The 21,338-nt window shown below is 57.8% G+C and carries 23 protein-coding genes; 9 read left to right on the top strand and 14 right to left on the bottom strand.

The annotated features are described in order from the left end of the window. Positions 1-129 precede the first annotated feature (129 nt). Positions 130-801, top strand: coding sequence for an iron efflux ABC transporter ATP-binding subunit FetA (fetA, locus tag LLF79_RS09780; RefSeq protein WP_227879446.1), 672 nt, complete (start codon positions 130-132; stop codon positions 799-801). Then, on the top strand, positions 794-1,576 hold the full coding sequence (fetB, locus tag LLF79_RS09775) for an iron efflux ABC transporter permease subunit FetB (RefSeq protein WP_023293126.1): 783 nt from the start codon (positions 794-796) through the stop codon (positions 1,574-1,576). Before fetA ends, fetB begins: the two co-directional genes overlap by 8 nt. Before the next feature lie 49 nt (positions 1,577-1,625). Here fetB and LLF79_RS09770 read toward each other — a convergent pair whose 3' ends face one another. The 3 genes from LLF79_RS09770 to tesA are packed head-to-tail and all read right to left on the bottom strand — an operon-like array spanning position 1,626 to position 3,964. Then, the gene (locus tag LLF79_RS09770; protein WP_023293125.1) at positions 1,626-2,480 is read right to left on the bottom strand and encodes a co-chaperone YbbN; all 855 of its coding nucleotides are present in this window, start codon (positions 2,478-2,480) and stop codon (positions 1,626-1,628) included. A 58-nt stretch (positions 2,481-2,538) separates the two neighbouring features. After that, the gene (locus tag LLF79_RS09765) at positions 2,539-3,309 is read right to left on the bottom strand and encodes an SDR family oxidoreductase (protein ID WP_008499317.1); all 771 of its coding nucleotides are present in this window, start codon (positions 3,307-3,309) and stop codon (positions 2,539-2,541) included. A 28-nt stretch (positions 3,310-3,337) separates the two neighbouring features. Then, positions 3,338-3,964: a multifunctional acyl-CoA thioesterase I/protease I/lysophospholipase L1 gene (gene tesA / locus LLF79_RS09760; protein WP_122008371.1), complete on the bottom strand. Its 627-nt coding sequence runs from the start codon at positions 3,962-3,964 to the stop codon at positions 3,338-3,340. Here tesA and ybbA point away from each other — a divergent pair. The 3 genes from ybbA to LLF79_RS09745 all read left to right on the top strand — a co-directional run bounded on the left by ybbA (position 3,932) and on the right by LLF79_RS09745 (position 8,358). Further along, positions 3,932-4,618, top strand: coding sequence for a putative ABC transporter ATP-binding protein YbbA (ybbA, locus tag LLF79_RS09755; RefSeq protein WP_008499319.1), 687 nt, complete (start codon positions 3,932-3,934; stop codon positions 4,616-4,618). The genes tesA and ybbA overlap by 33 nt on opposite strands. Beyond that, positions 4,615-7,029, top strand: a complete 2,415-nt coding sequence (gene ybbP, locus LLF79_RS09750; RefSeq protein ID WP_227879445.1) for a putative ABC transporter permease subunit YbbP — start codon at positions 4,615-4,617, stop codon at positions 7,027-7,029. The genes ybbA and ybbP overlap by 4 nt, the downstream gene beginning before the upstream one ends. A gap of 183 nt (positions 7,030-7,212) precedes the next feature. Further along, a complete protein-coding gene (locus tag LLF79_RS09745; protein WP_023617276.1) occupies positions 7,213-8,358 on the top strand; it encodes a porin in 1,146 nt (381 codons plus the stop codon). An 87-nt stretch (positions 8,359-8,445) separates the two neighbouring features. Here the strand turns inward: LLF79_RS09745 and mnmH are convergent, their stop codons facing one another. The 6 genes from mnmH to ppiB all read right to left on the bottom strand — a co-directional run bounded on the left by mnmH (position 8,446) and on the right by ppiB (position 12,912). Further along, positions 8,446-9,516, bottom strand: coding sequence for a tRNA 2-selenouridine(34) synthase MnmH (gene mnmH, locus LLF79_RS09740; protein ID WP_227879444.1), 1,071 nt, complete (start codon positions 9,514-9,516; stop codon positions 8,446-8,448). An 85-nt stretch (positions 9,517-9,601) separates the two neighbouring features. Next, the gene (purK, locus tag LLF79_RS09735; protein WP_032656600.1) at positions 9,602-10,669 is read right to left on the bottom strand and encodes a 5-(carboxyamino)imidazole ribonucleotide synthase; all 1,068 of its coding nucleotides are present in this window, start codon (positions 10,667-10,669) and stop codon (positions 9,602-9,604) included. Next, positions 10,666-11,175: a 5-(carboxyamino)imidazole ribonucleotide mutase gene (purE, locus tag LLF79_RS09730; protein ID WP_021241611.1), complete on the bottom strand. Its 510-nt coding sequence runs from the start codon at positions 11,173-11,175 to the stop codon at positions 10,666-10,668. The genes purK and purE overlap by 4 nt, the downstream gene beginning before the upstream one ends. A gap of 171 nt (positions 11,176-11,346) precedes the next feature. Continuing rightward, the gene (locus LLF79_RS09725; protein WP_008499325.1) at positions 11,347-11,556 is read right to left on the bottom strand and encodes a YdgH/BhsA/McbA-like domain containing protein; all 210 of its coding nucleotides are present in this window, start codon (positions 11,554-11,556) and stop codon (positions 11,347-11,349) included. Between the two features lie 135 nt (positions 11,557-11,691). Then, positions 11,692-12,414, bottom strand: a complete 723-nt coding sequence (gene lpxH, locus LLF79_RS09720; RefSeq protein ID WP_023326824.1) for a UDP-2,3-diacylglucosamine diphosphatase — start codon at positions 12,412-12,414, stop codon at positions 11,692-11,694. A 3-nt stretch (positions 12,415-12,417) separates the two neighbouring features. Continuing rightward, on the bottom strand, positions 12,418-12,912 hold the full coding sequence (gene ppiB, locus LLF79_RS09715; protein ID WP_008499327.1) for a peptidylprolyl isomerase B: 495 nt from the start codon (positions 12,910-12,912) through the stop codon (positions 12,418-12,420). A 174-nt stretch (positions 12,913-13,086) separates the two neighbouring features. Here ppiB and cysS point away from each other — a divergent pair, with 174 nt between their 5' ends. Beyond that, a complete protein-coding gene (gene cysS, locus LLF79_RS09710; RefSeq protein WP_227879443.1) occupies positions 13,087-14,472 on the top strand; it encodes a cysteine--tRNA ligase in 1,386 nt (461 codons plus the stop codon). A gap of 86 nt (positions 14,473-14,558) precedes the next feature. Here the strand turns inward: cysS and LLF79_RS09705 are convergent, their stop codons facing one another. The 5 genes from LLF79_RS09705 to folD form a co-directional block, all read right to left on the bottom strand. After that, positions 14,559-15,080 (bottom strand): metal-dependent hydrolase, encoded by a 522-nt coding sequence (locus LLF79_RS09705; protein WP_008499329.1) that lies wholly within the window; start codon positions 15,078-15,080, stop codon positions 14,559-14,561. Positions 15,081-15,152: 72 nt separating this feature from the next. Further along, positions 15,153-16,169: a Mal regulon transcriptional regulator MalI gene (gene malI / locus LLF79_RS09700; RefSeq protein ID WP_008499330.1), complete on the bottom strand. Its 1,017-nt coding sequence runs from the start codon at positions 16,167-16,169 to the stop codon at positions 15,153-15,155. An 83-nt stretch (positions 16,170-16,252) separates the two neighbouring features. Next, positions 16,253-17,752 (bottom strand): PTS transporter subunit EIIC, encoded by a 1,500-nt coding sequence (locus tag LLF79_RS09695; protein ID WP_049120963.1) that lies wholly within the window; start codon positions 17,750-17,752, stop codon positions 16,253-16,255. Positions 17,753-18,035: 283 nt separating this feature from the next. Next, positions 18,036-18,248 (bottom strand): ribosome-associated protein YbcJ, encoded by a 213-nt coding sequence (ybcJ, locus tag LLF79_RS09690; protein ID WP_004143016.1) that lies wholly within the window; start codon positions 18,246-18,248, stop codon positions 18,036-18,038. Between the two features lies 1 nt (position 18,249). Beyond that, on the bottom strand, positions 18,250-19,116 hold the full coding sequence (folD, locus tag LLF79_RS09685) for a bifunctional methylenetetrahydrofolate dehydrogenase/methenyltetrahydrofolate cyclohydrolase FolD (protein ID WP_006809817.1): 867 nt from the start codon (positions 19,114-19,116) through the stop codon (positions 18,250-18,252). Positions 19,117-19,425: 309 nt separating this feature from the next. On the opposite strand from folD, the gene fimA reads away from it, so the two are divergent. The 3 genes from fimA (at position 19,426) to fimC (ending at position 21,330) form a co-directional block, all read left to right on the top strand. Next, positions 19,426-19,989 (top strand): type 1 fimbrial major subunit FimA, encoded by a 564-nt coding sequence (fimA, locus tag LLF79_RS09680; RefSeq protein ID WP_008499333.1) that lies wholly within the window; start codon positions 19,426-19,428, stop codon positions 19,987-19,989. Positions 19,990-20,057: 68 nt separating this feature from the next. Continuing rightward, positions 20,058-20,603 carry a type 1 fimbrial protein subunit FimI gene (gene fimI / locus LLF79_RS09675; RefSeq protein WP_008499334.1) on the top strand — a complete coding sequence of 182 codons (546 nt, stop codon included), beginning with the start codon at positions 20,058-20,060 and terminating at the stop codon, positions 20,601-20,603. A gap of 34 nt (positions 20,604-20,637) precedes the next feature. Continuing rightward, on the top strand, positions 20,638-21,330 hold the full coding sequence (gene fimC / locus LLF79_RS09670) for a type 1 fimbria chaperone FimC (RefSeq protein ID WP_023326827.1): 693 nt from the start codon (positions 20,638-20,640) through the stop codon (positions 21,328-21,330). Positions 21,331-21,338 lie beyond the last annotated feature (8 nt).

Genomic DNA, 21,338 nt, shown 5'->3' with positions numbered 1-21,338 from the left:
GTAGTGATGGTGGTGACAATTTACAAACAAAAAGCTTAACACTTGCTTCAGCGTGAGGCTATTCGCGCTGCGCGGGCGAAAGGATTATGCTACAGACGGTTATGACAAAAAGCGGTCAACGGAAGCGCAATGAACGATAAAAAAAACGAATTACTTCTCAGGGATGTCGGATTTCGAGTCGGGGAAAACACAATCCTGCAGCACGTCGGATTTCGCCTGTCGCCGGGCGAGTTTAAAATAATCACGGGTCCCTCAGGCTGTGGGAAAAGCACGCTGCTGAAGATTGTGGCGTCACTCCTCAGCCCGACGGAGGGAGCCATTCTGTTTGAAGGCGAAGATATCGCCTCGCTTTCCCCGGAAAGCTATCGCCAGCAGGTCTCGTACTGCGTGCAAACGCCCGTGCTTTTTGGCGATACGGTCTATGACAACCTGATTTTTCCGTGGCAAATCCGCAATAAAACGCCGGAGCCGGAAAAGTTTATCCACGATCTGGCCCGCTTTGGGCTGGCGCAGGAGACGCTGAGCAAATCCATCAACGCGCTGTCGGGCGGCGAAAAGCAGCGGGTCTCGCTGATCCGCAACCTGCAGTTTTTACCGAAGGTGTTGTTGCTGGACGAAATCACCAGCGCGCTCGATGACGTCAACAAGCGCAACGTTAACGAGATTATTCATCGTTACGCCCGGGAGCAGAACATTGCCGTGCTGTGGGTGACGCACGACGCTAGCGAAATAACCCATGCGGATGACGTAATTACGCTCCAGCCGCACGGCGGGAAAATGCAGGAGGCAAACCGTGGGTGAGCATAACATTACGAACGAATCGCTGGCCTTTTCGATGGTGCTGGTGCTGATTGCGATTGTGGTCAGCTACCGGGAAAAGCTGGGGCTGGAAAAAGATATCGTGTGGAGTATCTGCCGCGCGGTGATTCAGCTCATCATCGTCGGCTATGTGCTGAAGTATATCTTCAACGTTAACCACGCGGTGCTGACGCTGCTGATGGTGCTCTTTATCTGCTTTAACGCGGCGTGGAATGCACAAAAGCGCAGTAAATACATTGATAAGGCGTTTGTCTCATCGTTTATTGCAATTACCACCGGAACGGCGCTCACGCTGGCGGTGCTGGTGCTCTCCGGCTCGATTGAGTTTACGCCGATGCAGGTCATCCCTATTTCCGGGATGATTGCGGGGAACGCGATGGTGGCCGTTGGGCTCTGTTATAACAACCTCGGCCAGCGTTTCAGCAGCGAACAGCAGCAGCTGCAGGAGAAACTAAGCCTGGGGGCAACGCCAAAAGTGGCCTCGGCGCGGCTGATTCGCGAGAGCATTCGCTCATCGCTGATCCCTACGGTAGATTCCGCCAAAACGGTGGGGCTGGTGAGCCTGCCGGGCATGATGTCGGGGCTGATTTTTGCCGGTATCGATCCGGTAAAAGCGATTAAGTATCAGATCATGGTGACGTTTATGCTGCTTTCCACGGCAAGCCTGTCCACCATCATTGCCTGCTACCTGACCTATCGGAAGTTCTACAACGCGCGCCACCAGCTGGTGGTGACGCAGTTGAAAAAGACGGGGTAACATCGTCTTTGTAGGCCCGGTAAGGCGAAGCCGCCACCGGGCTTTTTTATCAATACAACAGCGCGTAAAGCTGACGACGATACTTCGACGCCAGCGCGTCGCCGGTGCCCAGCGCGGCCAGGATCTCCTGGAACATTTTGCGCGCCTGACCGTCTGCGGCGGCTAAATCTTTTTGCAGATGGCTGAAGAGCAGCTCAAGCGCCTCTTCGTTACGCCCCACCTGATGCAGCTGCAGCGCAAGCTGGCTTGCCAGCGCGGCATCCGCCGGGTTGTCGGCAACCTGCTGCTGCAGCTGTTGAATTTCCGGGGTATCCGCCGCCTGCTTCAGCAGCTCAATCTGTGCAACCAGCCCCTGATAGCGGGTGTCCTGATCCTGCAGCGGAACCGTCTTAAGTACGGCCTCCGCGTCCTCTGAGCGATGCAGGGCGATCTGCGTCTCCGCCAGCAGCAGGCCAATCTGGCTGTTCTGTTTTGACAGCTGCCACGCCTCTTTCAGCAGCGGCAGCGCCTCGTCGTATTTGCCTTCCTGCATCAGCGCCATGCCTTCCTGCGCTTTCAGCTCTTCTTCGCGCGGCAGCACCTTATCCAGCAGGGCGCGGATAGCCTCTTCCGGCTGCGGCCCCTGGAAGCCATCAACAGGCTGGCCGTTCTGGAACAGATAGACGGTAGGAATGGCGCGCAGACCAAACTGCGACGCCACCATCGGCTCGGCGTCACAGTCCAGCTTCGCGAGAATGAACTGACCGTTGTACTGGGCGGCAAGGCTTTCCAGCACCGGCGTCAGCTGCAGACAGTGTTGGCTACGTTCAGACCAGAAGTAGAACAGGACCGGTTTGGTCATCGACTGTTCAAGAGTCTGTTGCAGGTTAGCTTCTGTGATATTGACGATATTCTGTACGGACATGCGGCTTTCTCTTTTGTCGGTTTGTTCTTTACATGGGGATGCGCGTCGTCGCTTCAACTCAACCGTGTAAAATTTTGTCCATTATTCGGCCCGGCAGCAGGCGTTTTAACCAGCCGACGGCGTGGGTGACCAGCGTCACCGGATAGCGCATTTTGGGATGTTCACTCTCAAAAGCATGGCGCACTTTGGCCACCACCGCCTCGGGCCCGAGGGTAAAACGTGCGGCGATGCCGGGGTTCTCGACCGGTTTATCCGCCTGCGTCTGGTTAACGTTTTCGGTAAAGCGGGTGCGGATCGGGCCAGGTTCAATCAGGCTGACCTTAATGCCGCTGTGGCGTAGCTCCATGCGCAGGGCGTCGGACCAGGCCTCCAGCGCATATTTACTGGCGGCGTAGGCGCCGCGGCCCGGGGTGGAAATCAGCCCCATCACCGACGACGTCATCACGATGCGCCCTTCACCGTGCGGCAGCATCGCGGGGAGCAGACGCATGGTGAGCTGATGTACGCCGAAAAAGTTGGTCGAAAACTGCTTCTCCAGCGTTTCGCGGGAGAGGGTATCCAGCGGGCCATACACGCCGTAACCGGCATTATTAAACAGGCCGTAAAGACGATTACCGGTCAGGGCGATCACCTCATCGGCGGCGCGGTCAACGCTCTCCGGCGAGTCCATATCCAGCAGCACGCCGGTAAAGCCCAGCCCGTTCATGCGTTCGACATCGTCGGGTTTGCGACAGGCCGCCAGAACCCGAAACCCCTGGCGCTTCAATTCGAGCGCGCTTTCCAGACCGATTCCACTGGAACATCCTGTAATTAAGACCGATTTTTGCATAACTTTACCTGTCAGGATCTCCGCTTAATCAGGAGTCATGTTTAACTAAAGGAGCCAGCCGCGTTGCCATCCAGTCGGCAATAAACGGCTGCGCATCGCGATTGGGGTGGATCCCGTCGTCTTGCATCCACTGGGGTTTGAGATAGACCTCTTCCATGAAAAATGGCAGCAGCGGAATATCAAACTCTTTGGCAAGCTTGGGGTAGATCGCGCTAAAGGCCTCATTATACCGACGACCGTAGTTGGCGGGCAGGCGAATTTGCATCAGCAGCGGCTGGGCGTTTGCCGCCTTGATCTCCTGCAAAATGGTGCGCAGCGTATCCTCCGTTTGCTGTGGCTGGAAACCGCGCAGGCCATCATTACCGCCGAGCTCAACCAGCACCCAGCGCGGCTGATGCTGTTTGAGCAGCGCAGGCAGGCGCGATAAACCTTGCTGTGAGGTATCGCCGCTGATGCTGGCGTTGATTACAGGCGTTTTGCTCTGCCATTTGTCATTGAGCAGAGCGGGCCAGGCCGCGCCAGCCGCCATGCGATAGCCTGCGCTCAGGCTGTCGCCGAGAACCAGTAACGTGTCCGCTGCCGCCGCGCGGAAGGTCATCAGAATCAAAAACAGGAAGGGCAAATGCCAGCGGAAAACAGTGTTGAAGTTCATCATCTTAAGAAGTCCGTCGGTCAGGGGGAACACGAGCTTTCCATCCTTACTGGAGTTGAACTCGTTGTCAAACGCGCTGAAACCATCGCGCTGATTGGCGAATCCGGTTCCGGTAAGTCCACGCTGCTGGCGATTTTAGCCGGTCTGGACGACGGCAGCAGCGGCGAGGTCCACCTTGTCGGGCAGCCGCTGCATCAGCTTGATGAAGAGGCGCGGGCCGCGCTGCGCGCGCGTCACGTTGGTTTTGTCTTTCAGTCCTTTATGCTGATCCCAACCCTGAACGCCCTGGAAAACGTCGAGCTTCCGGCGCTGTTGCGCGGTGAAAACAGCCGTGAAAGCCGCGCTCATGCGAAGGCGCTGCTGGAACAGCTCGGTCTGGGGAAACGTCTCGACCATCTTCCCGCCCAGCTTTCCGGCGGTGAGCAGCAGCGCGTGGCGCTGGCCCGCGCGTTTAACGGCCGCCCTGAGGTGCTGTTTGCCGATGAGCCTACCGGCAACCTTGACCGTAAAACCGGCGACAGGATTGCCGACCTGCTGTTTTCGCTCAACCGCGAGCACGGCACCACGTTGATCCTCGTCACCCACGATCCGCAGCTCGCGGCGCGCTGCGACCGTCGCCTGCGGCTGGTGAACGGTGTTCTGCAGGAGGAAGCATGATTACCCGCTGGTTCTGGCGCGAGTGGCGGTCGCCCTCGCTGCTGATTGTCTGGCTGGCGCTCAGCCTGGCGGTGGCCTGCGTGCTGGCGCTCGGCAGCGTCAGCGACCGCATGGAAAAAGGGCTTAGCCAGCAGAGCCGGGAGTTTATGGCGGGGGACAGGGCGCTGGAAAGCTCCCGCCCCGTGCCGCCGGGCTGGATTGAAGCAGCGCGCAAAGAAGGGCTGAAGGTGGGAGAGCAGCTCACCTTCCAGACCATGACCTTCGCGGGCGACATGCCGCAGTTGGCGAGCGTCAAGGCCGTCGATGATATCTACCCGATGTACGGTGACTTACAGACCAGTCCGCCGGGGTTAAAGCCGACGCCCGGTACGGTGCTGCTGGCATCGCGTCTGATGGCGCTGCTGAACCTGAAACCCGGCGACAGTATCGACGTCGGTGACGCTACCCTCAGGATTGCCGGGGAAGTGGTGCAGGAGCCCGACGGCGGATTTAATCCGTTCCAGCTTGCGCCGCGTCTGCTGATGAACACCGCGGATGTCGCGGCCACCCATGCGGTACAGCCGGGCAGCCGCGTTACCTGGCGCTATAAGTTTGGCGGCACGCCCGCCCAGCTTGCCGCGTATGAAAAATGGCTTCTGCCGCAGCTCAAACCGGAACACCGCTGGTACGGGCTGGAGCAGGACGAGGGGGCGCTCGGTAAATCTCTGGAGCGCTCTCAGCAGTTCCTGCTGCTGTCGGCCCTGTTGACCCTGCTGCTGGCGGTGGCGGCGGTGGCCGTGGCGATGGGGCACTACTGCCGCAGCCGCTACGACCTGGTAGCGATCCTCAAAACCCTGGGGGCGGGCCGGGCGCAGCTGCGCAAGCTCATTGTCGGCCAGTGGCTGATGCTGCTGGTCCTGTCGGCGCTGACCGGCGGAATAATGGGGCTGCTGTTTGAAAAACTGCTGATGGTGATGCTGAAACCGGTGCTCCCGGCCGCCTTGCCGCCGGCCAGCCTCTGGCCGTGGCTGTGGGCGATGGGCGCGATGACGGTGATCTCGGTGCTGGTGGGGCTCCGGCCCTACCGCCTGCTCCTCGCCACGCAGCCGCTGCGCGTGCTTCGCAACGATGTGGTGGCGAACGTCTGGCCGCTGAAGTTCTACCTTCCGGTGATTATTGCGGTGGCGGTGGGGCTGCTGGCGTGGCTGATGGGCGGCAGCACGCTGCTGTGGGCGGTGCTGGCCGGGGCGGTTGTGCTGGCGCTGCTGTGCGGCGTGCTGGGCTGGATACTGCTCAACCTCCTGAAAAGGGTGACGGTAAAATCCCTGCCCGTGCGCCTGGCGGTCAACCGTCTGCTGCACCAGCCCTGGTCTACGCTCAGCCAGCTGTCGGCGTTCTCGCTGTCGTTTATGCTGCTGGCGCTGCTGCTGGTGCTGCGCGGCGATCTGCTCGACCGCTGGCAGCAGCAGCTTCCACCGGAAAGCCCGAACTATTTCCTGATCAATATCGCGCCTGAGCAGGTTACGCCGCTGAAGGGCTTCCTGGCGGAGCATCACATCATCCCCGAATCGTTCTATCCCATCGTTCGCGCGCGTCTGACGCAGATCAACGGCCAGCCAACGGAGGGGAATAAGGACGAGTCGCTTAACCGCGAGCTGAATCTGACATGGCAGGATAAACGCCCTGATCACAACCCGATAACCGCCGGCACCTGGCCGCCGAAAGCGGGGGAAGTGTCGATGGAGGAGGGGCTGGCGACGCGGCTGAACGTGAAGCTGGGGGACAGCGTAACCTTCACAGGCGATACCCAGGACTTCACCGCGAAAGTCACCAGCCTGCGTAAGGTGGACTGGGAGAGCCTGCGGCCCAACTTCTTCTTTATATTCCCGCCGGGGGCGCTGGACGGGCAGCCCCAGAGCTGGCTGACCAGCTTCCGCTGGCAGAACGGCAACGGCATGCTGACCCAGCTTAACCGGGAGTTTCCGACGGTCAGCCTGCTGGATATTGGGGCGATTCTGAAGCAGGTCGGGCAGGTGCTGGAGCAGGTGAGCCGCGCGCTGGAGGTCATGGTAGTGCTAGTAACGATCTGCGGCGTGCTGTTGCTGCTGGCCCAGGTGCAGGTGGGCATGCGCCAGCGCCATCAGGAGCTGGTGGTTTACCGCACGCTGGGGGCCGGTAAGCGGCTGCTGCGAATGACGCTCTGGAGCGAGTTTGCGCTGCTGGGGCTGGTGGCCGGTCTGGTGGCCGCCATTGGCGCAGAGACGGCACTGGCGGTGCTGCAGACAAAGGTCTTCGACTTCCCGTGGGAGCCTGACTGGCGTCTTTGGTTGACTCTGCCTCTGTGCGGCGCGGGGCTGCTTTCTCTCTGCGGAGGCTGGCTCGGCACGCGGCTGCTAAAGGGCAAAGCCCTGTTCCGTCAGTTTGCGAGTTGATTTAGTATAGTGATAATTACGCACCGGATTTTTATGCCGGTGCGTAGTGTTTAAATAGCACAAAGTGATAATGCCCACTCATTTAGTAGCACAAAACATTAAAAACCCGTCCACACAGCCCGATTATTTCCAGTTAATATTCACCCGCTAAATATTTAGCAGCGTGTCTATTAAGGAAAAATAATGACTATAAAAAAATCAGCGCTGGCGGCAACGATTGGCGCGGCAGTGGCATTAACGACCTTCGCTTCTCAGGCGGAAATCACCGTTCTTAAGCAGGATCCTCAGGCGGGTAACCCGCTGAGCCGCCTGAACTTCACCGTTGGCGGCAGTATTCGTCCTCAGTTCCAGAACATGACCGGCGACGACGGGAAAAACAGCTACAAGCGTAACGGCTTTGACGGCGGCACCCGCTTCCGTTTCGCAGCAGATTACTACCTGTTTGATGACATCAGCTGGATCAGCTACTACGAGCTGGGTGTGAATATTCCTGCGCAGTTTAACTGGGATCACCACTACGCCGAAGGCGCACACGACACCACGCGTCGTATGCTCTATACCGGTCTGAAGAGCGACACCTGGGGTACGCTGACCTTCGGTCAACAGAACAGCGTTTACTATGATGTGGTTGGCGCGAAAACCGATATCTGGGACTACGACATGATCGGTCAGGCACCGGGTAACGGGATCAACGGCGATTACGACGGCTCTTACCGTTCACGCCAGATGCTGAAATATAAGAAAACCGTGGGCGATGCGGACATTTATGCATCCTACCTGTTTGAAGACAGCGAATTCCTGCCGGGCAACGGCCTGCGCTACAAGCGCAAAGGCGGCGGCTCGCTGGGTCTGGATTACCACCTGACTACCGACCTGACCTGGGGCGCAGCGTGGAACTACACCCGCGCCGACATGCGTAACCCGGACAACGGCGACAGCAAAACCTACGACCAGAACATCCTCGGTACCGCGCTGAGCTGGACCCCGGACAACTGGACCTTCTCCGCAGGCGGCGGCTGGTACCAGAACTTCCTGACCACCAAAAAAGTGTCTGTTAACGACTACTTTGCGGGCGACGCGTGGGGTATTGAATACTTCGCAGGGTACAAGTTCCCAGTCGGTCAGTACGCGGTGAAATCCATCCAGCCTTACTTCATGGGTGATCGCATTGAGTACGTGAACGGCCGTAACTACCAGCGCATCGACAACGGCGTGGGGATCAGCTTCCAGCTGGATTACGGTTTCCGCGTGGATTACGAACACGTGTTCACCTCCAGCACCGACAACCTGGGCGACATGAACCTGGTGCGTCTGCGTTACGACTTCTAAGCCGTCTGTTCCCCGGTGGCGCTGTGCTTACCGGGGCTACAACAGTACGCGTAGGCCGGGTAAGGCGTAGCCGCCACCCGGCTTTTTTCAGCGATCAAGCCACTCAGCAATTTCTTCGTACGTCCCGCGATACACAATCTTTTCCGCCTTTTTCTCCAGCTGATAGCCGTACATCGGGTCGTAATAGTCGTTCAGGAGCGGTACAAGCCAGCTGAAGTGCGCGTCAGTGCGGCCAGAGCGTTGCTGTTCCAGCAGCGCGGAGTCTAACAGCGCGGTAAATTCCGCAAAGCGCTGCAGCCCAAGACGGCGGCGTATGGCGAACAGGCCGTGATGCAGGTACTCGCTGTATTCTTTCCAGCCCGCTTCCTCGCCGTAGGCGGCAGAAAAATCCGTCCACATATGGTCGAAATACTCTTCGCGCAGGCGCTCAAGACGAATGTCAAACGGATCCTCGACCACCACGATAGGGGCTTCAACCATGCGGTCGCGCAGGCAGGCCGGCAGGTGGTTGGAGCCAATCATCCGGCCTTCATCTTCCAGTACCCAGCGCGCGGCGTCTTTTTTCAATAGCTCAACCGCAAGGTGATTTTCAAAGCTGGCCTGAGAAAGCTGCGGCGTGAGCGTGCGGCCAAATGACGAGCCGCGATGGTGCGCCAGCCCTTCCAGATCGATACCCTGCGCGTGCTGCTTCACCAGCAGGGTTTTACCGTTCCCGGTACAGCCGCCGATAAGCACCATCGGCTTTTGTGACTGCTCAATGGTCACCTGAATCGCCGTCTGGCGCAGGGCCTTATAGCCGCCGCGGATCAGCGGGTAGTCGACACCCGCCTCTTTCAGCCAGGCCTGCGAGATATGCGAGCGCTGGCCGCCGCGCGCGCAGCAGAGAAAGCCCTCAGGATGGGCAAGGCTGGCTTCGCGCCAGGCGTTGATGCGGGCGTCACGCGTGTCGCCGCTTACCAGGCGATGGCCGAGCGCCAGCGCGGCGTCCGGTCCCTGACGTTTATAACAGGTGCCGACGGCGGCGCGCTCGTCATCGTTCATTAAAGGCAGGTTGACTGCCGCTGGCATCGCGCCCTGGGCAAATTCGATCGGCGCGCGAACGTCGATTAAAGGGGTATCGGACGCGAGGATCGCGCGATAGTCCGTTCCATCGTTCATGGTTATTCCAGAAGAAAGCTAAGCAGCAATGGGCGGGAATTGTACGCCGGGGAAAGAGGAGGTCAACTCCCCGGCGGAGGGAGAACTATTTAAGCTTAGATTGTGCCCAGACAATACCGCTCGCGTATTCCGGCGGCAGGAGCGGGATCATGGCTTCCAGCGTGGCGCTCAGACGGCCCGTGTCGCTGTCGTTCAGGTTCAGGTGGCCGACTTTACGACCCTCGCGGACCTCTTTGTCATACCAGTGCAGATGCACCAGCGGCAGCTTCAGCCAGTCGTAGTTCAGATCGGTCCCGATCAGGTTGATCATCACCGACGGGCTGTTCACCACCGGCTGCGGCAGCGGCAGGTCGGTAATGGCGCGCAGGTGCAGCTCGAACTGGCTGATGGAGGCGCCGTTTTGCGTCCAGTGGCCGCTGTTGTGCACGCGCGGCGCAAGTTCATTGATCAGCAGACCGGACGGGGTGATAAAGCACTCCATCGCCATGACGCCGACATAACCGAGTTCGTGCATGATGGCAGAGAGCATCTCTTCCGCCTGCGCCTGCTGATCGGCATTGGCGTGCGGGAAGGCGACGCTGGTGCGCAGAATGCCGTCCTGATGCAGGTTATGCGTCAGCGGATAAAACACCGTGCGGCCGTCATGCCCGCGCGCGCCAACCAGCGAGACTTCACCGCTGAAGTTAATGCCCTGCTCAACGATGCACTCGCCGTAGCAGTCATCCGGCAGCTCGGCGGTGTCGCCTGCGCGCAGGCGCCACTGGCCGCGGCCGTCGTAGCCACCCACGCGGCGCTTCACGATCGCCAGCTCGCCCAGCATGGCGAAGACGTCGTTCCACTCGCTTTTATCGGACAGGAGCTGCCACGGCGCGGTCGCGAGGCCGAGCTTGTCGAACAGCTGCTTTTGCGTCAGGCGGTCGGCAACGATCGGGAACACGTCGCGGTTAACGAAGGCGTTATGACGCGCCAGCTCGCGGGTCAGAGCGGTCTCCGGCCAGCGTTCAATCTCGGCGGTGATCACGCTCTGGTGGAATGGGACGGCTTCTGGCTCGGCGTCCAACCCGACGGGCCAGACGGCAATACCCAGCGGCTCACCGGCCTGACGCAGCATGCGGCCTAACTGGCCGTTACCAAGGACGCAAACCTGCTTCATGCCGCACCCCGCGGGTCCGGGTTGTCCAGCACTTCGTCGGTCTGGGCTTTACGCCACGCCGCCAGACGCTCATGTAAGTCTTTATCGTGCGTCGCCAGGATCTGCGCGGCCAGCAGGGCGGCGTTTGCGGCACCCGCTTTGCCAATCGCCAGCGTGCCGACAGGAATACCGCGCGGCATCTGAACGATGGAGTAGAGGCTATCCACACCGCTTAACGCGGCGCTCTGTACCGGAACGCCCAGAACCGGCACCAGGGTTTTGGCGGCAATCATGCCCGGCAGATGTGCTGCGCCGCCCGCACCGGCAATGATCACCTCATAACCGTTCTCTTCGGCGCTTTCGGCGAAGCTGAACAGTTTGTCCGGCGTACGGTGTGCAGAGACCACTTCAACGTGGTGCGGAACATTCAGGATGTCAAAGATTTCGGCGGCGAACTGCATGGTAGCCCAGTCGCTTTTGGACCCCATCACGATGGCGACACGCGCCGGATTATTGCGGGAAGACATGCGTCTTAAAACTCCTGTGGTGCGAAACACACTGCTTTCGAGGGCACAGAGAATAGCATGTTATACGGGCAAGGAAAACGGTTGCGCGGTTAAATCTTGAGCCGTTGTTGCCATCAATTCATAACAAAACAGACCGCATTCTGGCGGTCTGTTTTCGTCGAGGGGCAATCATTATTTCGTCAGTTCAGCGGTCATATACACGCGATTGTCGACCTTCGCGCTGGTGATTTTATAAGACGCGCCCTGTTCAGCAGCCTGTGCAGCGATTTTCGCTTCTGCGCGGTCAAGGGTAGAGGCGGTTGCGCTCACGCTCTGCGCGAAAGAACCGAAAGAAACCAGGGAGAGAGCCGCAACTGCAACGAAAGTTTTGATGGATTTCATGGTCGTAATCCTTAAGTGTTTTGTCTGGGATAGGGCGTGTTGCCCTGATGTGATAAATAATAGGCCGACCACGGGCGGATTGAAATCGAAACAATTTGCCGATATTGTTCAAAAAAATAGAATGATGTGGAGGGGTTAAAACGGAAACGCGATCAGCTCCACGCCCTCAGGCGAGACTTTGACCATGGAACCTTCGGTGTGCCAGGCACCCAATACCACGCGGTGTGCGGGCTGGCCGTTGGCGATGAGGGAATGCACGTCAGGACGATGGGTATGACCGTGGATCAGCCACTGAACCTCATGCTTTTCCATTACCCTCACGACCGCCTGCGGATTGACGTCCATGATGGTCATGGATTTGCTGCTGTTGGCGGCTTTACTGCCTGCGCGCATTCTGGCGGCGATGCGGTTGCGGATAAACAGCGGCAGGGCAAGGAACACCTTCTGGATCCACGGGGTGTGGACTTTGGCGCGAAACGCCAGGTAGCCGGTATCGTCGGTGCAGAGCGTGTCGCCGTGCATGATCAGCACCTTGCGGCCGTAGAGATCGAGCACCTGTTCTTCCGGCAGCAGCGTCATGCCGCTTTCACGGGCGTAGCGCTTGCCGATCAGGAAATCACGGTTGCCGTGAATGAAGTAGCAGGGGACGCCGGAATCGACCAGCGCGTGAATGGCGGCGGCCATTTCACGGTGCAGCGGGTTAGGATCGTCGTCGCCAATCCAGGCTTCAAAGAGGTCGCCCAGGATGTACAGCGCATCAGCGCTTTTCGCTTCACCGCGTAAAAAACGCAGAAAACCGGCGGTTATCGCCGGTTCTTCTGTTTGCAGATGAAGATCCGCAATAAAGAGTGTCGCCACCAATTACTCGCTGACGGTCACGCTGGTAATCACAACGTCTTCTTTTGGAACGTCCTGGTGCATACCGCTGCGGCCAGTAGAGACGGCTTTGATCTTGTCAACCACGTCCATACCTTCAACCACTTCTGCGAATACGCAGTAGCCCCAACCCTGCAGGCTTTCGCCGGAGAAGTTCAGGAAGTCGTTGTCCGCCACGTTAATGAAGAACTGTGCAGTAGCAGAGTGAGGCGCCTGAGTACGTGCCATCGCCAGCGTGCCGCGGGTGTTTTTCAGGCCGTTGTTCGCTTCGTTCTTGATCGGCTCTTTAGTGGCTTTCTGGTTCATGCCAGGCTCGAAACCGCCGCCCTGGATCATGAAACCGTTGATCACGCGGTGGAAAATGGTGTTGTTGTAGAAACCTTCGCGGCAGTAGTCCAGGAAGTTTTTAACTGTTTCAGGCGCTTTGTCATCAAAGGTTTTGATTACGATATCGCCATGATTAGTGTGGAAAGTAACCATTTTTGCATCCTGTTCCGTTATTGTGGTACGTCGACCCGCCTTCGGGTCATCTATAGGGGCTTGTTATAGCATAACCACAGGATGCGATCACCTTGCATTGTGTGCTGCTTCGGGTTTGAATTACGGGTAGAATAGCCGGTTTTCAACCACACACGTGTTTACATGGAATCTTCGATGTTAAAAATCTTTAATACAATAACGCGCCAAAAAGAGGAATTTAAACCTATCCATGCCGGGGAAGTCGGCATGTACGTGTGTGGTATTACGGTTTACGATCTCTGTCACATTGGCCATGGCCGTACCTTTGTCGCCTTCGACGTGGTGTCACGCTACCTGCGTTTTCTGGGGTACAAGCTGAAATATGTGCGCAACATCACCGACATCGACGATAAGATCATCAAGCGCGCCAATGAAAACGGCGAAAGCTTTGTCGCGCTGGTGGATCGCATGATCGCTGAGATGCACAAAGACTTCGACGCCCTGAATATTCTGCGTCCGGACAGCGAGCCGCGCGCGACCCACCACATTCACGAAATCATCGAGATCACAGAGAAGCTGATCGCCCGCGGTCATGCGTATGTTGCCGACAACGGCGACGTGATGTTCTCCGTGCCGACGGACCCAACCTACGGTGCGCTTTCCCGTCAGGATCTGGACCAGCTCCAGGCCGGTGCCCGCGTTGACGTGGTTGACGTGAAGCGTAACCCGATGGACTTCGTGCTGTGGAAGATGTCCAAAGAGGGTGAACCAAGCTGGCCATCCCCGTGGGGCGACGGCCGTCCGGGCTGGCACATTGAATGTTCCGCGATGAACTGCAAGCAGCTGGGCAAGCACTTCGACATTCACGGCGGCGGTTCAGACCTGATGTTCCCGCACCACGAAAACGAAATCGCGCAGTCCACCTGCGCCCACGGCGGCGAGTACGTGAACTACTGGATGCACTCCGGGATGGTAATGGTTGACCGCGAGAAGATGTCGAAATCGCTGGGTAACTTCTTTACCGTGCGCGACGTGCTGAAGTATTACGACGCGGAAACCGTGCGCTACTTCCTGATGTCTGGCCACTATCGCAGCCAGCTGAACTACAGCGAAGAGAACCTGAAGCAGGCGCGTTCGGCGCTGGAGCGTCTGTACACCGCGCTGCGCGGAACCGACAAGTCTGTTCCGGCGGCAGGCGGCGAAGCCTTCGAAGCGCGCTTCGTTGAGGTGATGAACGACGACTTCAATACCCCGGAAGCCTACTCCGTGCTGTTCGACATGGCGCGCGAAGTGAACCGCCTGAAGTCCGAGGATATGGCGGCCGCGAATGCGCTGGCGTCACATCTGCGTAAGCTCTCTGCCGTGCTCGGCCTGCTGGAGCAGGAGCCGGACGCGTTCCTGCAGAGCGGTGCGCAGGCGGACGACGGTGAAGTGGCGGAAATTGAAGCGTTGATCAAAGCGCGTCTGGAAGCGCGTCAGGCGAAGGACTGGGCGGCGGCCGATGCGGCGCGTAACCGTCTGACCGAGATGGGCATCATTCTGGAAGACGGCCCGCAGGGAACGACCTGGCGCCGTAAGTAAGTCTGTAACGCCCGGTGACGCTTACGCTTACCGGGCCAACGGGCAAAAGTAGGCCGGGTAAGGCGCAGCCGCCACCCGGCTTTTTTTTACCTTCTTTTCCACCACAGCAACCCCATCAGCACCACACCCGGCAGCCACACCCACAGCAGTTCTGAAATAATCACCTGATGCCCGTACGGCGTGGTATAGCGTGAGAGCGCAAACGGCGCGACCTTGATCACCTGCCACGGCGCAAAGAAGCGTTCATCAGACCACGGCCACAGCCAGCCGACGCCTTTCCCGCCTGTGGTAATCGAATCCAGCAGGCTGTGCGACAGCAGTGACACGGTTAAAAACAGCCAGCACCGCGTCAGGCTGGCCCGGAACCATCGTCGTCCAGTTAGTACGCAAAGTATCGGCACCACGAAGGCAAAAAGCAGGGAGTGGGTAAAGCCGCGATGGCCGAAAACGTTGCCGTACGCGACGCCGAACTTGAACGCCAGCACGTCGGCGTCCGGCAGCATGGCGAGAACAATGCCGGCAAACAGCAGGCGGGGTGGGATAACTTTTGTCCCCAGGCCTAAGCCCAGGCAAAGCGGAACAGCAGCGTGTGTAATGACGGTAGGCATTGTGATTATCCATGGCAAATCATGGAAATATAGCAGTCATTCCGCGCTAAAAACCTGTGCGAAATTCTGATTTTACGCCGACTCGCGTGCGATAAGCTGCCCGGAGAGCGTAATACGCTGGGTTTGCAGCGTCGGCTCCTTCAGCGTGCGAATAATCAGCCCGGCCGCCTGACGCCCTGTCTCTTCGCTGGCGGACGAGACGTAGGTAAACGAGGGCGAGGTGAGGTTCACGTGGAGCATATCTTCGAAACCGACCAGGGCGACCTGCTGAGTCAGAAAGACATCTTTACCCACCGTACGCCCAACCTGATGAATACCGGAGATGGAGCCGATCATGGCATCCGGCGAGTGGCAGAGCAGGGCGGTGATGGTATTGTTTTTTTCCAGCAGCTGGCGGGTGGCAAAACCCGCTGCCAGCGTGTCATCGCTGCAGGCCGGCGAGTATTCATCGCGCCAGACCAGCCCGTTTTGCGCCATCGCGCTGCGAAAGCCGAGCAGGCGCTGCTCGCGGATAAGGCAGCCTTCGCGTCCGCCAATGTAGGCGATATTACGATGACCGCGCTCGATAAGATAACGCACCGCCAGACTGGCCGCCTGTCGGTTATCGCGCATCACCAGATTGCATTTTTCATCAAGCAGCGACTGAGAAACCACCACCAGCGGCAGCGGGCAGTGGCGAATCTTTTCCGGCAGGGTAGAGGTGCGGGTATCCGAGGCCAGATAGATCACCCCGGCGACGCCCTGCTGCTTAAACGACAGCAGGCAGCGCTCAAGCTGGTCATGGTCGTTCTGGGGCTGACCGAGAAAAACCATATACCCCTGTTTTTCAAGATCCTGAACAATGCTCGCCATCACCTTGATGGAGAAGCTGTCGCTAAAGTCGCGAAGGATCAGGCCAATCAGATTAGAGGTATTGGCGCGGAGGTTGGCAGCGGCAACGTTATGAACATAGCCCAGGGTATTGATGGCAGCGTTGACCTTCTCGATCGTTGCCTCTGAGATTTTCCCTTTCTGGCGCAGCACCAGCGAGACGGTGGAAACCGACACGCCCGCGTGCTTTGCAACATCAATAATGCTGACTTTCTTCAAAACCGCTCCCTGAAATTTACCGATTATCAGCCAGATAAAACACGCCTCCCAGCGTACAGGAGACGTGTCGTTCAGGCATCTTATTATTTGCCGATCATGGTGGACATGGTCTGGGCGATAAACTGTGCTCTGGCACCGAAAATCACCTGAATGCCGTTGTCGCCGACAAACACCACGCCGCGCGCGCCGAGTCCGTTAAGACCGTCTTTATCCACCGCCTCGCTTTTTGCCACTTCCAGACGCAGGCGGGTGATACAGGCGCCGACGGAGTCGATGTTATGCGCGCCGCCCAGCAGGGTAATGATCTCGGTCGCGAGTTCAGAATCCGATTTTTCATCCGCATTGGCGGTTACTTCGGTGCGGCCCGGCGTTTTCACGTCGAAACGACGGATCACAAAGCGGAACGTGAAGTAATAGATCAGGCCCATTGGAATGCCGATGATAATGGCGCTCAGGAAGTGGGTCTGGTAGCCGTTAAACGACGGCAGGATCCCGAATGACAGATAGTCGATAAAGCCCGCAGAGAACGACTTGGCGATATGCGCATGCAGCAGGTACATGGTCATGTAGGCCAGACCCGCCATGATGGCGTTAAAGACGTACAGAATCGGCGCCACGAAGATAAAGGTAAATTCGACCGGTTCGGTGATCCCCGTCAGGAAGCAGGTCAGCGCCGCGGAGAACAGAATACCGGCCGCGATTTTCTTATTCTTCGTATGGGCTTCGTGATACATCGCCAGGCACGCCGCAGGCAGCGCGAACAGCATCAGCGGGAATTCACCCTGCATGAACTTACCGGCGTTCTGATAGGTATCGCTGCTGAAGGATTTCACGCCTTCTTCCAGCATCTTGAACCAGATGGTCTGGTCGCCGTGGATCACCTGGCCTGCCTGGGTGGTGTAATCCCCAAACGAATACCAGAACGACGGATACCAGATATGGTGCAGACCGAGCGGGATCAGCGCGCGCTCCACCAGACCGAAGATAAAGGTCGAGGCCGCCTGGTTGTCGCCGTTAACGACCACGGAGAGGGCGTCGATACCGGCCTGGATATGCTGCCACACGTACGGCAGCAGCAGCCCCATCAGGAACGAGAGGAACGCCGTTGCAATCGCCACGAAGCGCTTGCCGGAGAAGAAGCCAAGGAATTCCGGAAGCTGCATGGTGTGGAAGCGGTTATAGCACCAGGCCGCGAGAATACCGCAGATCAGGCCGCCGAAGACGCCCATCTGCAGCGTCGGAATGCCCACCACCATGGCGTATTTCCCGCCCTGAGAGGCCATTTCCGGCGTGATGCTCAGCACGGTGCTGATGGTGATATTGGTGACAAACACCGACACCGCCGCAGACAGCGCCGCAATGCCGGATTCTGACGCCAGGCCCACGGCAGAGCCAATGGCAAACAGCATCGGCAGGTTATCAAAGATAACCCCGCCCGCGTTCATCATCAGCGGCAGATGGAACTTATCGCCGAAGGCCAGCAGCAGGCCCGCAGCGGGAAGCAGTGAAATTGGCAGCATTAAGGCGCGACCAATCATCGATAACTTAGACAGCGATTTAACAAACCCTGATATCAGACTCATGCTGATTTCCCCCGAGTAGCGCTTTTTTTGGCGCTGTTATTGTAAGTAGAACGTTTTAGTAGAACGTTCTACTTATCGTGGGCAAAGCGTGAAAAACGCGCAACTGAATTTTCACTTTTCAACAGACGAAATACTGATTATTTGAAGTGGATCGATAAATAACCGTGATGGGTATGAGGGGATAGAGAAAGAAATTGCCGGGTGGCGGCTTCGCCTTACCCGGCCTACAAACGGAGACAGTACGTAGGCCCGGTAAGCGCAGCGCCACCGGGCATCAAACGGCTTACGCCGTCACGGTCACGCTCTGGCCTTCAAAGCTCACGGTCTGGCCCGCGACAATCTTGCAGCGCTTGCGGGTTTCCACCGCACCGTCCACTTTGACAAGCCCGTCGGCAATGGCAATTTTCGCCTGCGCGCCGCTTTCGCTCCAGCCTTCCAGCTTGAGCAGATCGCACAGCTCAACGTGCGGGTGTTTGCCTAATGAAAATGTGGCCATCTTACGCGTCCTCTACGTCGTGATATTCTTCGCATGCCTGCAGGGTATTCTGAATCAGCGTTGCGACGGTCATCGGGCCTACGCCGCCCGGTACGGGGGTAATGTAAGAGGCGCGCGCGGCGGCATCTTCATACACCACGTCGCCGACCACTTTGCCGTTTTCCAGACGGTTAATCCCGACGTCCACGACAATTGCGCCCTCTTTAATCCACTCGCCTGGAATAAAGCCCGGCTTACCGACCGCGACGATCAGCAGATCGGCGTTCTCAACGTGGTGACGCAGGTTTTTGGTGAAGCGGTGGGTAACGGTAGTGGTGCAGCCGGCCAGCAGCAGCTCCATGCTCATTGGGCGGCCCACGATGTTGGACGCGCCGATGACCACGGCGTTCAGGCCGTAAGTATCGATGTTATAACGCTCCAGCAGCGTCACGATACCGCGCGGCGTGCACGGACGCAGGCGCGGCGCGCGCTGGCACAGGCGGCCAACGTTGTAAGGATGGAAGCCATCCACGTCTTTATCCGGTGCGATACGCTCCAGCACCTTCACGTTGTCGATACCGGCGGGCAGCGGCAGCTGAACCAGAATACCGTCGATCTCTTTATCGGCGTTCAGAGTGTCAATAAGTTCCAGCAGTTCTGCTTCGCTGGTGGTTTCCGGCAAATCGTAAGAGCGGGAGACGAACCCCACCTCTTCACACGCTTTGCGCTTGCTGCCGACATAAATCTGCGATGCCGGGTTACTGCCAACCAGCACAACGGCCAGCCCGGGGGCGCGAAATCCTGCCGCTTTACGCGCCTTCACTTTTTCCGCGACCTCAGAGCGCACCTGCTGCGCAATCGTTTTACCGTCAATAATCTTTGCTGCCATCAGAGAGAAGATTCCGTCTGTAACGTTCGAAAGGGGGGATGCGTGTATTTTGTCAGAAGCGAGCCCCGCTGTCAGTCACCCTTTGCGCGTTTTTATCCGCAAGACGCAAAAACCCTTCTTAAGGGATGGTCAATTTCTTAGGCGGGATTAGGATGTGACCTGGTAAAATGGCAGCGTTTTGACATATTTAAAAATCACCTCCTGAGCTACTTTGTCTCCTCCGAAATAAGCTTTCAATTACTCAATTGAACGTATTTCTTATTCCCGATTTTTCGCGGGAAGGGTTATTTACATTTTAAAGGAATAGACATGAAACTCAGCAACATTGCTTCTACTGTTATTGCAACTTTGGCCCTGGTTGCGGGTGCCGCAAATGCAGCGGATCCTGCTGCGCCGGTTTCCGTAAATGGCGGTACCGTACATTTTAAAGGTGAGCTGGTTAATGCGGCTTGTTCAGTAAATACTGATTCTTCCGAGCAGACCGTTAATCTGGGTCAGTATCGTACCGCGAAATTCACCAAAGTGGGCGACACCACCTCTAATATTCCGTTCAACATTGAACTGAACGATTGCGATCCGCTGGTGGCCAAAACCGCAGCCGTTGCGTTCACCGGTCAGATCGACCCAACCGACAAAACCCTGCTGGCCGTCACCTCCGGCAGCAACGACAACACCGCGAAAGGCGTGGGTATCGAGATCCTCGACAGCAAATCCAGCGTTCTGACCCCAGACGGTGCGACCTTCTCTGCTGCGCAGACGCTGATCGAAGGGACCAACACCCTGAAGTTCACCGCGCGTTATAAATCCACGGCTGCGACTACCGAGCCAGGCCAGGCGAACGCTGACGCCACCTTCGTAATGAAATACGAATAATTCCTCCGCACAGGGATGTTCAGGCCTCAGGGACGAGGCCCGTCATACGCTATTGCCAGGAACAAAGGATGACAAGGACAGGAACACTACTGCTGTTAACCCTTGCGATGGCTTGCCCGGCATCGGCGCATACCGTGGTGATCGAAGGCGGCAAGGTTCATCTCAGAGGTGAACTGGTGAACGGCGGCTGCGCCGTGGCGCCCGACAGCCAGAATATGCGCATCGATATGGGGCAGTACCGAACCAATTCATTTTCCGGCGTGGGCAGTTTTTCCACGGTGAATGTGCCTTTCACCGTACGGCTGCTGGACTGCAGCGTTGATGTTTCGCGCACCGTGGGGATCCAGTTTCAGGGGGCCACACCCGCAGAAGATCCTCAGGTCTTTCTGGCGACATCGCGACCAGGTGAAACGCCTGTCAGCAGCGGCGTTGGGCTGGCGCTCTTTGACGAGCAGCAGCGTCAGATTATCCCAAACGCCACGGCCGTCAGCTGGCTGCCGATCGATACCCGCGAGCTGGCGTTCCATTTTAGCGCCCGCTATCGGGCTATTTCCGAACACCTCGAGCCAGGCAAAATTCAGTCGGATGTCTGGTTTACGTTGATTTATCCATAACACCTGCGAACACATTATTAAAGGTACGGTTGTGATGAATACCCTAATTAAACCAGGACTTTTTTTATCGTTTATTTTAATGATGGTTTCTGCCTGCGCGAATGCATCCGGCGGTATTGCGCTGGGAGCCACCCGCGTTATTTACCCGGCGGACGCGAAGCAAACGTCGCTGGCGATCACCAACAGCAATAAACAGGAACGCTATTTAATTAACGCGTGGATCGAAAATGCGAACGGGCAAAAAGAAAAAACGTTTGCCGTCACGCCGCCCCTGTTTGTTAGCGAGCCGGACAGTGAAAACACGCTGCGCATTATTTACGCCGGGCCTGCGCTGCCTGCCGACCGTGAATCGCTGTTTTATATGAACGTGAAAGCGATCCCGTCAGTGAACAAAGCCAAAACGGAAAACAATAACGTGCTGCAGCTGGCTATCCTCTCGCGCATCAAGCTGTTTGTGCGCCCGAACAACCTGGCGATGCAGCCGGAAGAGGCGCTTTCCCAGCTGCGGTTTGAGCGCGCGGGTAACCATCTCAAAGTCAGCAACGCGTCTCCGTATTACATCACCCTCGTCAATCTGAAGCTGGGCGGGAAGACGCTGGATAACCTGATGGTGGCGCCGAAAAGCGCGGCACAGCAGGTGCTGCCAGCCGGTGCCGGCGGCACGCTCTCCTGGCAGAGCGTGAATGACTACGGTGCCATCACGCCGGCGCGTAGCGTCAACCTGTGAGCAGAGTC

The sequence above is a fragment of the Enterobacter cloacae complex sp. 2021EL-01169 genome (assembly GCF_020733125.1).
GTDB lineage: Bacteria > Pseudomonadota > Gammaproteobacteria > Enterobacterales > Enterobacteriaceae > Enterobacter > Enterobacter roggenkampii.
Note: the sequence above shows the minus strand (reverse complement) of the source record. Positions and strands in the feature narration are given on the sequence as shown.

Excerpts from the sequence above, each read along its gene's own strand:
- ybcJ (WP_004143016.1), bottom strand. The coding sequence starts at position 18,248 with ATGGCCACATTTTCATTAGGCAAACACCCGCACGTTGAGCTGTGCGAT.
- LLF79_RS09705 (WP_008499329.1), bottom strand. The coding sequence starts at position 15,080 with ATGCCTACCGTCATTACACACGCTGCTGTTCCGCTTTGCCTGGGCTTA.
- fetA (WP_227879446.1), top strand. The coding sequence starts at position 130 with ATGAACGATAAAAAAAACGAATTACTTCTCAGGGATGTCGGATTTCGA.
- mnmH (WP_227879444.1), bottom strand. The coding sequence starts at position 9,516 with ATGAACGATGGAACGGACTATCGCGCGATCCTCGCGTCCGATACCCCT.
- LLF79_RS09765 (WP_008499317.1), bottom strand. The coding sequence starts at position 3,309 with ATGCAAAAATCGGTCTTAATTACAGGATGTTCCAGTGGAATCGGTCTG.
- LLF79_RS09695 (WP_049120963.1), bottom strand. The coding sequence starts at position 17,752 with ATGAGTCTGATATCAGGGTTTGTTAAATCGCTGTCTAAGTTATCGATG.
- fimA (WP_008499333.1), top strand. The coding sequence starts at position 19,426 with ATGAAACTCAGCAACATTGCTTCTACTGTTATTGCAACTTTGGCCCTG.
- fimI (WP_008499334.1), top strand. The coding sequence starts at position 20,058 with ATGACAAGGACAGGAACACTACTGCTGTTAACCCTTGCGATGGCTTGC.
- ppiB (WP_008499327.1), bottom strand. The coding sequence starts at position 12,912 with ATGGTTACTTTCCACACTAATCATGGCGATATCGTAATCAAAACCTTT.
- purE (WP_021241611.1), bottom strand. The coding sequence starts at position 11,175 with ATGTCTTCCCGCAATAATCCGGCGCGTGTCGCCATCGTGATGGGGTCC.
- cysS (WP_227879443.1), top strand. The coding sequence starts at position 13,087 with ATGTTAAAAATCTTTAATACAATAACGCGCCAAAAAGAGGAATTTAAA.
- fimC (WP_023326827.1), top strand. The coding sequence starts at position 20,638 with ATGAATACCCTAATTAAACCAGGACTTTTTTTATCGTTTATTTTAATG.
- ybbP (WP_227879445.1), top strand. The coding sequence starts at position 4,615 with ATGATTACCCGCTGGTTCTGGCGCGAGTGGCGGTCGCCCTCGCTGCTG.
- purK (WP_032656600.1), bottom strand. The coding sequence starts at position 10,669 with ATGAAGCAGGTTTGCGTCCTTGGTAACGGCCAGTTAGGCCGCATGCTG.
- folD (WP_006809817.1), bottom strand. The coding sequence starts at position 19,116 with ATGGCAGCAAAGATTATTGACGGTAAAACGATTGCGCAGCAGGTGCGC.
- LLF79_RS09725 (WP_008499325.1), bottom strand. The coding sequence starts at position 11,556 with ATGAAATCCATCAAAACTTTCGTTGCAGTTGCGGCTCTCTCCCTGGTT.
- ybbA (WP_008499319.1), top strand. The coding sequence starts at position 3,932 with ATGCCAGCGGAAAACAGTGTTGAAGTTCATCATCTTAAGAAGTCCGTC.
- LLF79_RS09770 (WP_023293125.1), bottom strand. The coding sequence starts at position 2,480 with ATGTCCGTACAGAATATCGTCAATATCACAGAAGCTAACCTGCAACAG.
- LLF79_RS09745 (WP_023617276.1), top strand. The coding sequence starts at position 7,213 with ATGACTATAAAAAAATCAGCGCTGGCGGCAACGATTGGCGCGGCAGTG.
- tesA (WP_122008371.1), bottom strand. The coding sequence starts at position 3,964 with ATGATGAACTTCAACACTGTTTTCCGCTGGCATTTGCCCTTCCTGTTT.